Below are 12,184 nucleotides of genomic sequence, written 5' to 3'. Positions count from 1 at the left end.
GAGCGGGAGTTCACGAGGCGCGCCGGGCACGGCGTGTACATCCCGCGCTCCACCTGCCAGTACCTGAACTAGAAAAATTGGCGGATCACATGGACTTCGGACTCGTCCTCCAGACCGACCCCCCGGCCTCCGGCGTCGTCTCCCTCATGCAGCGCGCCGAACGCGAGGGCTTCACCTACGGGTGGACCTTCGACTCGGCCGTGTTGTGGCAGGAACCCTTCGTCATCTACAGCCGGATCCTGGCCGAGACGTCGCACCTGACCGTCGGCCCGATGGTCACCAACCCGGGCACCCGCACCTGGGAGGTCACCGCCTCCACCTTCGCCACCCTCAACGACATGTACGGCAACCGCACCATCTGCGGCATCGGCCGCGGCGACTCCGCGATGCGCGTCGCCGGACGCAAGCCCAACACCCTCGCCCGCATCAGTGAGGCCATGAAGGTCATCAGGGCACTCGGCCGCGGCGACGAGGCCGACCTCGGCGGCACGGCGATCCGCTTCCCGTGGGTGCGGGACGGCGCCCAACTGCCGGTCTGGATGGCCGCGTACGGGCCGAAGGCCCTGAAGATGGCGGGTGAGGAGGCCGACGGGTTCATCCTCCAGCTCGCCGACCCGTATCTCACCCAGTACATGATCAAGGCCGTGCGGGACGCGGCCGCCGGCGCGGGCCGCGACCCGTCCGAGGTGAAGATCTGTGTGGCGGCGCCCGCGTACGTCACCGCCGACGACTCGCCCGAGGCCCTCGCCCACGCGCGCGAGGAGTGCCGCTGGTTCGGCGGCATGGTCGGCAACCACGTCGCCGACCTCGTCACCAAGTACGGCGAGCACTCGTCGATGGTCCCCGACGAACTCACCGACTACATCAAGGCCCGACAGGGCTACGACTACGCCCACCACGGCAGGACCGGGAACCCCGACACGGCGTTCGTACCGGACGAGATCGTCGACCGGTTCTGCCTCATCGGCACGGCCCAGGACCACGTCGAGAAGCTGCGCGCCCTGCGGGACCTCGGCGTCGACCAGTTCGCCCTCTACGCCATGCACGACGCGAAGGAGGAGGTGATCGACGCGTACGGGGAGCGGATCATCCCCGTGGTCAACGCCTGACCGCCCTTTCCGTACCCCTCAGCCAGGGTCCCCACCGCCCGCACCCGCACGGCCCGTTCGCACCTCCCCGCTGACTGAGCCCCCGGCTCCCGAACGAATGGCCTGCTCATGACCGACACCGCGCCACCCACGCTGCCCGCGGGCGGCGGCATCGACCTCAGCGCCGACGCCTACCCCTCCGACAGCCGCTACGCCAACGACGACCTGCGCCCCGTCCCCCTCGCCGAACGCCGCTGGACCACCTACAACTTCGTGGCCCTGTGGATCGGCATGGCCCACTGCATCCCGTCCTGGACCCTCGCCTCGGGCCTCGTCGCGCTCGGCATGGACTGGAAGCAGGCCGTCCTCACCATCGCCCTCGCCAATGTCATCGTGCTCCTGCCGATGCTGCTCACCGGGCACGCGGGACCCAAGTACGGCATACCCTTCCCCGTCCTCGCCCGCGCCTCGTTCGGCCTGCGCGGCGCCAATCTGCCCGCGCTGATCCGGGCCGCGGTGGCCTGCTGCTGGTTCGGGATCCAGACCTGGATCGGCGGGCAGGGCGTGTTCGTCCTGCTCGGGAAGGTCTTCGGCGGCTGGGCCGACGTCTCGCAGGTCGGCGGCTACCCCTGGACCCTGTGGCTCTGTTTCGTCCTCTTCTGGGTCCTCGAACTCGCCATCATCTACCGGGGCATGGACACCCTGCGCCGCTTCGAGAACTGGGCGGCGCCGTTCGTCCTCGTCGGCGCGGTCGTCCTGCTCGTGTGGATCGCGAACAAGGCCGGCGGCTTCGGCCCGCTCCTCGACGAGCCGTCCAAGGTCGGCTGGGGCGCCGACTTCTGGAAGATCTTCTTCCCAGGCCTGATGGGCATGATCGGCTTCTGGAGCACGCTCAGCCTCAACATCCCGGACTTCACGCGCTTCGGCAAAGGGCAGAGCGCCCAGGTATGGGGCCAGACCCTCGGCCTGCCCACGACCATGACGCTGTTCGCCCTGATGTCCGTCCTGGTGACGTCCGGGTCCGAGAAGGTCTACGGCGCCGCGATCTGGGACCCGGTCGCGCTGGCCGGCAAGACCGACAACGTCTTCGGGCTGCTGTTCGCGCTCATCACGGTCTTCGTCGCGACCATCTCCGTGAACATCGCGGCGAACGTCGTGTCACCCGCGTACGACCTCGCGAACCTCGCGCCCAAGCTCATCAACTTCCGCACCGGCGCGCTCATCACCGGTGTCATCGGCGTCCTCGTCATGCCGTGGAAGCTGACCTCGACGCCCGAGCTGTACATCTTCACCTGGCTCGGCGTCGTCGGCGGACTGCTCGGCACCGTGGCCGGCATCCTCATCGCCGACTACTGGATCATCCGCCGCACCGTGCTCCACCTCGCCGACCTGTACCTGCCGAACGGCCGCTACTGGTACTCGGGCGGCTGGAACTGGAACGCGGTGACCGCCTTCGCCGTGGGCGGGATTCTCGCGGTGGGCGGCTCGTACTCGACGGTCGACGCCAAGGGCGTGAAGGCGGGCCCGTTCCCGGTGGACGGCCTGATCCCGTTCCTCAAGCCGCTCGCGGACTACGGCTGGGCGGTCGGGCTCGGATCCTCGCTGATCCTGTACGTCGTCCTGACCAAGGCGCGCGGGGTCCGGATCTAACTGGTCGGGCCCGTTTTGCCGGTCAGCTTCGCCACCGCGTCCCCGGCCGCCTTGAGGGCGCCCTTGTAGATGCCGTCCGTCCCGGGCGCGCCGTGGGACTCGAAGTTGCTGCCGTTGTAGGTGACGGTCACCAGGGCGTTGCCGGCCCTGACCGTCACCACAGCCTCCCGGGTGTTCTGCTTGTCGTGCGTGGTGAGGGCGACGGCGACCCTGGCCTCGTCACCGAGGCCGGGCGCGCTCTCGCCCTTGCCACGCGCGGCGAAGGAGGTGTTGGCCGCGGCGGCCGACTCCTTGATCTCGAAGGAGACGTCGAGCCAGCGGTAGTCGTAGTCCTTGAGCGCGCTCCACGAGCAGCCGCGGCGCAACGAACGGTCGGCGGCGGCGAGTTCCTTGCCCGCCGGGTCGGCCTTCGGGACCAGGTCCGCGACCGTGTTCGCCGTGACGGCGGAGCACGGCTCGGGCGGCTTGTCGTAGGCGCGGCCGGTCGCGGACGCCGCCGACTGCGCGGCACGCTTCGCCGAGGGCTGCGGGGCAGCGGCGGGCTGCCCGGACGAATCCGCCATCGAGCCCGAGGTCCAGGCCCAGCCGGCGCACGCGAGCACCGCGACCGGCAGGACGCGCACGGTCAGCGCGAGAGGGAAAGGGAGAGAACGCACGGCGTACGCCCCTTGTGCGAGGGGGAGGGGACGCCAGTGTCACACGAGTTACCCCGGGACAACACCGCCCCCTGCCCCCTCATGCGTCACACGGGCAGTTCAGCACGGCCGCACCGCCGGACCTTCACCCCAAAGAGGCCTCCGGGTGTGCGGTCAGGGCCTCTCCATGAAGGCGGGCAGGGGCAGGGCGGACTCGATCCGGTCGATCGCGGCGAAGGCGCCGTACGCGATCAGATGGACCAGGCATTGAAACCTCCCCCAGCTAAAACAGGGGGATTCCTAGCTCACGTCGCCTGATCTCCGGCGGGGTTACAGGTCTTACACGTTCAGCGCTAGCCGGGACAGAGACCAGCCCGGACGAGCATCACACGGGCTGAGTTCTTGTCCCGGGGTCGGGACACTCCGCACGTGGTGCACGTATACGTTCGTTCTGACAGAGGTAGTGCGTGCTTGGTTCTCGCTCCGCAGTCTGCGCAGTCCATCGTGGTGTGCGCCGGGTGTACCAGGTGCACCCGGCGGCCGTGCTTACGGCCCATCTCGACCAGGGCTGCCTTGGTCGCGCCGATCGCCGCGTCAGCGGCCTTCTTTGCCATGGTGGACTTCGCGAGGACCTTCGGCCGGAAGTCCTCCACGGCCAGGGCGTCATGGTCGCGGACGACCTTCTTGGCCCTTCCCCAAGCTCTCAACTTCGTTCGAGCAGGGGGAGACCCCATTCGGGCGGTGTCCTGACGCTGCCGGGCCACCTTCTTGTGCAGCTTCGCCGTCTGCCGCTTCGCCTCGCGGTAGCCCTTCGATCCGGCGTGTCCACGCGTCGGCTTACGCCGGGACATCATCCGCTGATAGTGCGCCAAGCGCTGGGCAGCGTTCTTCCCGTGCTGCGGGTGGGCAAGGTCATGGTCGTTGCTGGTGGTGGTCGCGGTCTCCTTCACACCCCAGTCGATCCCGATCACCCGGCCGGTTCCCGGCAGCGTCTCGGTCATGTTCGGGACGACGAAAGACGCGTACCAAGCCCCGACGCTGTCGCGGTAGACGCGGACGCTGGAGGGTGGCTTGGGTAGGGCACGCGACCACACGACCGTCACGGCGATGCCGCCTGCCAGGTGCAGGCGGCCGTCCTTGAGCCGAAAACCCCGCTGGGTGTAGTTCAAAGACAGGTCGTCCTGGTGCTTCTTCTTGTACTTGGGCATTCCGGCCCGCTGCCGCATCGGCAAAGCGGCCTTGATGTCCTTCAGCGCCTTCGCCCGCGACTTCGCAAAATCGCGTATCACCTGCTGCTGAGGAACACTGGAGCCTTCGCGCAGCCAGCCCATACGGGCACGCGCCTCGGTCAGCATCTTGTCCAGCCGGGCCGGACCGCACTTCTCGTTCTCGGCGTGCGCCCTCTTCGAACGGGCACAGCACTCATTCCACAGCCACCGGCACCGCGCCCATTCCGCTTCGAGAGCGCCAGTCGCAGTGGACGACACACGAAGGCGGAAGGTGTAGCGGGCATGCCCGACACCTGCCGTTTCCTGCGCCGCGGTCGTCATGAACAGCAACCTATCCGGGAGGACTGACAGTTGAGAGTTCTGATCCAATGAGGGCTGCCTAACCACCACGACGGGTGGACGCCGATCCGTCCTGCCGGCGGATCGGCTTCTTCTGCCCAGCTCCGCAGGAGTCCGATTCCTCCCCGGCCTGAAGTCCGGGGCACCCTCGGAGGAGTCCGGTGATCGGTGAAGGGCGGCTTCAGCCAGGCCGCCACGTCCTCGTCCGTGATGCGGTACGGGGCGATGGCGGCCAGCACCGCGAGGCGCGCCCCGGGCCGCCGGTCGCGGTCGGGCAACTCGTCCCAGGCGAGCGGGGGAAGTGAGCCGTCCCAGGCGGCGACTGCCTCCCCGACCAAGGCGATGTCGACGTCGTCGAGGAGGCCCGCGCCCGTGTACGCGGCGTCGAGCAGCGTGGCACACGCCGGGCCCACGGTCGTGCCGGGCCGCCCAGGCGGGGCCCGGGATCGGATCGGGCCTCGTCACCGCACGTACACAGTGACGGGCGGGGCGGCTCGCGTCACTCCCGCTCGACCGGGATCCACAGCTGCGCTTCCGCCTGTGTCGCGTCGGGCGACAGACGTGTGCTGAGGATTTCGGGGCCCGGCCGGCTTCGGTAGGGGTTGGACGGGAACCACAGCGTGAACACGTCCCGCCACAGGTGCTGGAGCGTCTGCGGGAACGGGCCCGAGCTGTCGAAGACGGCCCACGCGCCCGCCGGGACGGTGAGCGTGTTCAGGTCGTCGGGGCCGGCGGCGGAGGCCACCACCGCGTGGTAGTAGTCGAGTTCGGTGCCCTCCGCGCGGCTCGGGTCGAGGTCGTCGCTCACTGAGACGATCCCCTCGGGCTCCTGGTCGGACAGAGCGTGGATCCGTTGCACCGTCTCCTTGTCGATGCCCCGGATGAAGTCGGCGATCGCCGGATTCATGCCCTCGTGGACGAGGGGGACCCGCGCCTTCCTACCGACCACATGGAACTCGGGCTTCTCCGTCACTCGGTATCGCATGGTGCTGCTCCCTTCGATGATGAGCCGGAAGGACATCCGGGGCTGGGACCGCAGGGCCGCGCCGGTCCGCCTGGCCTCGCCGGGGCCCACGCCGTGCAGGCCCCGGAAGGCCCGCGCGAACGCCTCGCCCGAGCCGTAGCCGTAGCGCACCGCGATCTCCAGGAGCGTCGGCTCCCCGGAGAGCACCTCGGCGCCCGCGACGGTCAGCCGCCTGCGCCGGATGTACTCGGAGAGCGGCAGTCCCGCGAGCGCGGAGAACATCCGCCGGAAGTGGTACTCCGACGTCGCCGCGATCCGGGCCAGATCGGCGATGTCGATCCGCTGGTCGAGGTGGCGCTCGATGTGGTCCATGGCCTCGTTGAGCCGGTCAAGCACCCCGGGCTCCTTCCTGTTGACATCGCTCACGCTAGGGAGGACCCATGGTCGCGGACCCGACATCCTGTGCCCGTTGCGGTCGGACGTGCCCGTTCCAGGTGGTTGGGGGACTTGTGACCTGCTTTGTCGGGGCCGGTTATTCAATCTTCATCAAATGTGTTCCGCCATGCGGACAACCCTCTTGCCTGTGGACTGTATGCGAAATACGTTCTGCGGTATTCCTTGATCACATGCGGATCACCCACAGGATGTCCCGCACACTCGTCCCCTGGCGGAGGTATCTCCTCGTGCGCCGAACAGCGGTTGCCTGCACGGCAGTTGCCCTGGTGTTGTCCACAACGGCGGGCTGCGGCTCCCTCCAGTCCTCGGCCACCGAGGTCGGCGGGGAGCGCATGACCGACGACCGGCCCGTACGGGACGGCGGCACGCTCACCGTCGCCCTCAACGCGGACCCGGACAAACTCGACCCCTCGCTCGCCCAGACCCTCGTCGGCCGCACGGTCTTCGCCGGGATGTGCGAGAAGCTCTTCGACGTCGACGAGGCGGGCAAGGTCGTCCCGCAGCTCGCCACCGCGCTGCCGAAGACCTCGCCGGACGGCCGCACCGTCACCTTCTCCGTCCGCAAGGGCCTGAAGTTCAGCGACGGCACCTCCCTCGACGCGGCCGCCGTCGTCACCTCGCTGCTGCGCCACCGCGACCTGCCGGGATCGGCCCGCGCCACCGAACTCGCCCCGCTCGAGGATGCCGAGGCCACCGGCGCCTACTCCGTGAAGCTCACCCTCAAGCAGGCCTACGTCCCGCTCACCGCCGTGCTCGCCGACCGGTCCGGCATGGTGATGTCCCCGGCCGCGCTCAAGAAGTACGGCAAGAACTTCACCAACCATCCCTCCTGCGTCGGCCCGTTCAAGTTCGTCGAGCGCGTCGGCGGCGACCGCATCGTGCTCGCCAAGGACCCGAACTACTACGACGCCCGCGACGTCCACCTCGACAAGGTGATCTACAAGCCGATCCCCGACGGCAGCGTCCGCCTCGCCAACCTGCGCTCCGGAGACATCCAGGTCGGCGACCAGATGGTGCCCGTGGATGTGAAGAGCGCCCTCACCGACAACAAGCTCCAGCTCTTCAACTCGCCGTCGCTCGGCTACCAGGGAATCGGCATCAACGTCGGCAACGTCAAGGGCCTCGGCCAGGCGCCCGGCCACGTCGACAGCCCGCTGGCGAACGACGTCCGTGTCCGCGAGGCCTTCGAGCTCTCCATCGACCGCGAACTCATCAACAAGGTCGTCTTCCAGGGTATGTACGAGCCCGCATGCGGCCCGATCTCCCCGGAGTCCGCGCTCGCGCCCGGCGTCAAGGCCTCGCAGTGCCCCAAGCGCGATGTGGCCAAGGCCAAGCGGCTGTTGAAGGAGGCGGGCGTCAAGACCCCCGTGCACGTCGAGCTGAAGACCTCCACGACGCCCGAGTGGAGCCGCATCGGCCAGGTCATCCAGGCCATGGCCAAGGACGCCGGGTTCACCGTCACCCTGCGCCCCACCGAGTACGCCACCATGCTCGAGGAGACCGACGACGGGCACTACCAGGCGTTCAACAGCGGCTGGTCCGGACGCCTCGACCCGGACGGCAACATTGCCAGTTTCCTGCAGACGAAGGGCGCGATGAACGCGTACGGCCTCTCGGACGACAAGATCGACGCCCTCATCGCGCGCGGCCGCACCGAGGCCGACCCCGCCGAGCGCGCCAAGATCTACGGCGAGCTGACGCGCCGCGCCAACGACGCCCACGCGCTCATCTACCTCTACCGCCAGAAGAACTACGTCGTCGCAGGGCAGGACGTCGCAGGCGTACGCGTCTACGGCGACGGACTGATCCGCGTGAAGGATGCGGGGTACGCCAAGTGACGACCGCTCAACTCACCGAAAAGCAGGCCACGTTGAAAAAGGCCTCACCGAAGGGGCAGGGGCTGCTCGCCGGGCACCCCATGGCCAAGTACGTCCTGACCCGCTTCCGGCAGTCGGTCATCACGCTCATCCTCGTCTCGATCGTCGTCTTCGCGGGGATCCGCGCCCTGCCCGGCGACCCGGCCCTCGCGCTCGCGGGCGAGGAGCGCAGCCCCGCCGCGCTCGCCGCGATCCGTGCCGAGTACGGACTCGACGACAACATCGTGATCCAGTACGGGCGCTTCATCGGCCACGCCCTGCAGGGCGACCTGGGCACGTCCTCGCGCACCGGCCTCCCGGTCGCCGACGCCATCGGGCAGGCACTGCCCGTCACCCTCGAACTCGCCGCGCTCTCCCTGCTGCTTGCGATCGTCCTCGGCATCGGCGCGGGCATCGTCGCGGCCGTCCGCCGGGGCAGGCCTGCCGAGTGGATCGCCAACGGCCTCGCCCTGCTCGGCCTCTCGGTCCCCACGTTCTGGCTCGGCATCGTGCTCGTGCTCGCCTTCGCGATCGTCGTCCCGGTCTTCGCGGCCTCCGGCTTCGTCCCCTTCGGTACCGACCCGCTCGACAACCTGCGCCGCATGGTGCTGCCCGCGATCGTCCTCGGCTCCGGGCTCGCCGCCGTCGTCATGCGCCAGACGCGCGCCGCGATGCTCGACTCGCTGTCCGCCGACTACGTCCGCACCGCCCGCGCCAAGGGCCTGTCCCGACGCGAGGTCGTCGGCGGCCACGCCCTGCGGAACTCCCTGGTCACGGTCGTCACCGTGCTCGGTCTGCAGCTCGGCCACCTGATCTCCGGCGCGGTCGTCACCGAGCAGATCTTCGTGCTCCCCGGATTCGGCAAGCTCACCATCGACGCCGTCTTCACGCGTGACTACGCGACCCTGCAAGGCGTCGTGCTGTGCACGTCGGCCGCGTACATCTTCATCAACCTGCTGGTCGACGTGGCGTACTCGGTCATCGACCCGCGCATCCGGCTCGGAGGTGCCCGGTGACCACGCTCGCCCTCACAGGAATACGGGTCCGCGCGGCCAAGAGCGGCAAGCTGCGCGCTCTGCGCAGGAACAAGCTCGCCATGACGGGCGCCGTCATCGCCGCGGTCTTCGTGCTCGCCGCGCTGTTCGCGCCGCTCGTCGCGCCCTACGACCCCGCGCAGCCGAACTTCGACAACGTTCTCGCGGCGCCCGGCTGGAGCCACTGGCTCGGCACCGACGACCTCGGCCGCGACCAGCTGTCCCGCGTCGTCTACGGGGCCCGCGCCTCGATGCAGGTGGGCGTGCTCGCCGTCGTTTTCGCCTTCATCATCGGCGTACCGCTCGGGCTGCTCGCCGGCTACTACGGCAAGCTCGCCGACAGCGTCGTCTCGCGCGTCACCGACACGATGCTCGCGTTCCCCTTCCTGGTCCTCGCCGTCGGGCTCGCCGCGGTGCTCGGCCCGTCCCTCACCAACGCGACCATCGCGATCGGCATCTCGCAGATCCCGGCCGTCATCCGCATCACCCGCGCCGAGACCCTGCGGCTCAAGCACGTCGACTACGTCGTCGCCGCCGTCGCCAACGGAGGAGGGGACTCCACCGTCCTGTTCCGCCACATCCTCCCCAACGCGAGCTCGGCGCTCGTCGTCCAGGCCACCGTCGGCATCCCCGCCGCGATCATCGGCGAGGCCCTGCTCAGCTTCCTCGGCCTCGGCGTCCAGCCCCCCGAGCCGTCCCTCGGCGTGATGCTGTCCTCCGCCCAGTCCTTCCTCGCGCCCGCGCCCTGGATGGCGGTCTTCCCCGGCCTCGCCGTCGTCGCCGCGACCCTGGCGTTCAACCTGCTCGGCGACGGCCTGCGCGACGTACTCGACCCCCGTGGAGCGACCCGATGAGCCCCGACCCCGTGCTGAGTGTCCGCGACCTCTCGGTGTCCTTCCGTTCGGACACCCGCACCGTCCACGCCGTCGACCACGTCTCGTACGACCTGGCGGCCGGTGAAGTCCTCGCCGTGGTGGGCGAGTCGGGCTGCGGCAAGTCCGTCACCTCCATGGCCGTCATGGGCCTGCTCCCGCCGACCGCGCACATCACCGGGTCGATCAGGCTGGGGACACGCGAACTCGCGGGCGGCGACGACAAGGCGTACGGGAAGATCCGCGGCAAGGACATCGCGATGATCTTCCAGGAGCCGATGACCTCCCTGAACCCGGTGCTCACCATCGGCCGGCAGATCGGCGAGGTGCTGCGCCGGCACCAGGGGCTGAGCAAGAAGGAGGCACGCGCGCGTGCCGTCGAACTCCTCGACCTCGTCGGCATCCCCGCCCCGGCCCAGCGCGTCGACGAGTACCCGCACCAGCTGTCCGGCGGTATGCGCCAGCGCGTGATGATCGCCATCGCGGTCGCCTGCGACCCGGCCGTCCTCATCGCCGACGAGCCGACGACCGCTCTCGACGTCACCGTGCAGGCGGGCATCCTGGAGGTCCTCCAGTCGCTGCGCGAGCGCCTCGGCACGGCGATCGTCCTCATCACGCACGACCTCGGCGTCGTCGCCGACATCGCCGACCGCGTCCTCGTCATGTACGCGGGCCGGCCCGTCGAGCAGGCCCCCGTGGACGAGCTGTTCGCGGCGCCCAGCCACCCGTACACCCGCGGACTTCTCTCCGCCGTCCTGCGGCCCGGTGCCTCGGCCGCCGCGGACGGTGGCGGCAAGCGGCGCCTGCCCGAGATCCCCGGCCTCGTGCCGAGCCTCGACTTCCAGCCCGACGCCTGCACCTTCGCCCCGCGCTGTGCCCGCGCCGACGAGCGCTGCACGACGGCGAGGCCCGGCTTCGAGGCCGTCACCGGCGACGCCGGAACCGACGCCCCGCACAGAGCCGCCTGCTGGCACCCGCACACCCTCCAGGAGGCCGCACAGTGAGCACCCCGGTTCTGCAACTCGACGCCCTGGAGCGGCACTTCACCGCATCCGGCGGCACCGTACGTGCCGCCGACGGCGTCACCCTGACCGTCGGCCGCGGCGAAGTCGTCGGCCTCGTCGGCGAGTCCGGCAGCGGCAAGTCCACCGTCGGCCGCTGCGCCGTACGCCTCGACGACCCCACCGGCGGCACCGTACACATCAACGGCACCGACGTGACGACCATGTCCCGGCGCGCCCTGCGCCCCCTGCGCAAGGACTTCCACCTCGTCTTCCAGGACCCCTCGTCGTCGCTCGACCCGCGCATGACCGTCGGGCAGATCGTCGCCGAACCGCTGCGGCTGCACGGCATCGCGAAGGGCGAGGCGGCCCGCGCGCGCGTGGCGGAACTCCTCGCCCAGGTCGGCCTGCGCCCCGAGCACGCCGACCGGCACCCGCACGAGCTGTCCGGCGGCCAGCGCCAGCGCATCTCCATCGCCCGCGCCCTCTCCGTCGACCCCGCGCTCCTCGTCGCCGACGAGCCGACCTCCGCCCTCGACGTGTCCGTCCAGGCCTCCGTCCTCAACCTGCTCGCCGACCTCCAGCGCGACCGCGGCTTCGGCTGCCTGTTCATCACCCACGACCTCGCCGCCGTCGAGTACCTCGCCGACCGGATCGCGGTCATGTACCTGGGCCAGATCGTCGAACAGGCACCCACCGCCGAGCTGTTCGCCGACCCCAAGCACCCCTACACACAGGCCCTCCTGTCCGCGGCGCCCGTCCCCGACCCGGTCACCCAGCGCACCCGCGAACGCATCGTCCTCAGCGGTGAACTGCCCAGCCCGCTCGCGCCGCCGCCCGGCTGCCGCTTCCACACGCGCTGCCCGCTCGCCGTCGACCGCTGCCGCACCGAGATCCCGGCACTGCGCACCCTCGAAGGCCCGGCCGGCGGCCGCGAGGTGTCCTGCCACCTCGTCGCCGACGACGGCACCGCCCCCGACGCCGCGGCACCCCGACCCGTCGGCGCCGACGAGCCGGTTCGTACGATCCCTCACAGCCGCCCCGCATCCGCCTGACGCCC

At 70.0% G+C, this 12,184-nt stretch carries 9 protein-coding genes and 1 pseudogene; 7 read left to right on the top strand and 3 right to left on the bottom strand.

All coding sequences use genetic code 11. The annotated features are described in order from the left end of the window. The first annotated feature begins 89 nt into the window (after positions 1-89). Both AC07EJ_RS19075 and AC07EJ_RS19070 read left to right on the top strand, forming a co-directional pair. Positions 90-1,109: a TIGR03842 family LLM class F420-dependent oxidoreductase gene (locus AC07EJ_RS19075; protein WP_478884577.1), complete on the top strand. Its 1,020-nt coding sequence runs from the start codon at positions 90-92 to the stop codon at positions 1,107-1,109. Between the two features lie 108 nt (positions 1,110-1,217). Next, positions 1,218-2,738, top strand: coding sequence for an NCS1 family nucleobase:cation symporter-1 (locus tag AC07EJ_RS19070; protein ID WP_478884576.1), 1,521 nt, complete (start codon positions 1,218-1,220; stop codon positions 2,736-2,738). Here AC07EJ_RS19070 and AC07EJ_RS19065 read toward each other — a convergent pair. From AC07EJ_RS19065 to AC07EJ_RS19055, 3 genes and pseudogenes are all read right to left on the bottom strand, one after another. Beyond that, complete coding sequence (locus AC07EJ_RS19065; RefSeq protein WP_389483177.1) at positions 2,735-3,394, bottom strand: hypothetical protein; 660 nt, start codon at positions 3,392-3,394, stop codon at positions 2,735-2,737. The two genes, AC07EJ_RS19070 and AC07EJ_RS19065, sit on opposite strands and share 4 nt — an antisense overlap. A 262-nt stretch (positions 3,395-3,656) precedes the next feature. Then, positions 3,657-4,923: pseudogene (locus AC07EJ_RS19060) on the bottom strand (RNA-guided endonuclease InsQ/TnpB family protein). 517 nt (positions 4,924-5,440) lie between these two features. After that, positions 5,441-6,301 carry an AraC family transcriptional regulator gene (locus AC07EJ_RS19055; RefSeq protein ID WP_478884575.1) on the bottom strand — a complete coding sequence of 287 codons (861 nt, stop codon included), beginning with the start codon at positions 6,299-6,301 and terminating at the stop codon, positions 5,441-5,443. 326 nt (positions 6,302-6,627) lie between these two features. On the opposite strand from AC07EJ_RS19055, the gene AC07EJ_RS19050 reads away from it, so the two are divergent. From AC07EJ_RS19050 to AC07EJ_RS19030, 5 genes are all read left to right on the top strand, one after another. Then, positions 6,628-8,199 carry an ABC transporter substrate-binding protein gene (locus AC07EJ_RS19050; RefSeq protein ID WP_393586313.1) on the top strand — a complete coding sequence of 524 codons (1,572 nt, stop codon included), beginning with the start codon at positions 6,628-6,630 and terminating at the stop codon, positions 8,197-8,199. Between the two features lie 80 nt (positions 8,200-8,279). Further along, the gene (locus tag AC07EJ_RS19045; protein ID WP_389483220.1) at positions 8,280-9,233 is read left to right on the top strand and encodes an ABC transporter permease; all 954 of its coding nucleotides are present in this window, start codon (positions 8,280-8,282) and stop codon (positions 9,231-9,233) included. A 50-nt stretch (positions 9,234-9,283) separates the two neighbouring features. Then, on the top strand, positions 9,284-10,105 hold the full coding sequence (locus tag AC07EJ_RS19040; RefSeq protein WP_389483217.1) for an ABC transporter permease: 822 nt from the start codon (positions 9,284-9,286) through the stop codon (positions 10,103-10,105). Further along, positions 10,102-11,127 (top strand): ABC transporter ATP-binding protein, encoded by a 1,026-nt coding sequence (locus AC07EJ_RS19035; protein WP_393586312.1) that lies wholly within the window; start codon positions 10,102-10,104, stop codon positions 11,125-11,127. The genes AC07EJ_RS19040 and AC07EJ_RS19035 overlap by 4 nt, the downstream gene beginning before the upstream one ends. Then, a complete protein-coding gene (locus AC07EJ_RS19030; protein ID WP_389483163.1) occupies positions 11,124-12,179 on the top strand; it encodes an ABC transporter ATP-binding protein in 1,056 nt (351 codons plus the stop codon). Before AC07EJ_RS19035 ends, AC07EJ_RS19030 begins: the two co-directional genes overlap by 4 nt. Positions 12,180-12,184 lie beyond the last annotated feature (5 nt).

The organism is Streptomyces sp. NPDC045026, assembly GCF_056432625.1.
This window is presented reverse-complemented; position numbering and strand designations above follow the sequence as displayed.

Bases quoted from the DNA above. Each gene is read 5' to 3' on its own strand.
- AC07EJ_RS19035 (WP_393586312.1), top strand. From the start codon at position 10,102: ATGAGCCCCGACCCCGTGCTGAGTGTCCGCGACCTCTCGGTGTCCTTC.
- AC07EJ_RS19070 (WP_478884576.1), top strand. From the start codon at position 1,218: ATGACCGACACCGCGCCACCCACGCTGCCCGCGGGCGGCGGCATCGAC.
- AC07EJ_RS19045 (WP_389483220.1), top strand. From the start codon at position 8,280: ATGGCCAAGTACGTCCTGACCCGCTTCCGGCAGTCGGTCATCACGCTC.
- AC07EJ_RS19075 (WP_478884577.1), top strand. From the start codon at position 90: ATGGACTTCGGACTCGTCCTCCAGACCGACCCCCCGGCCTCCGGCGTC.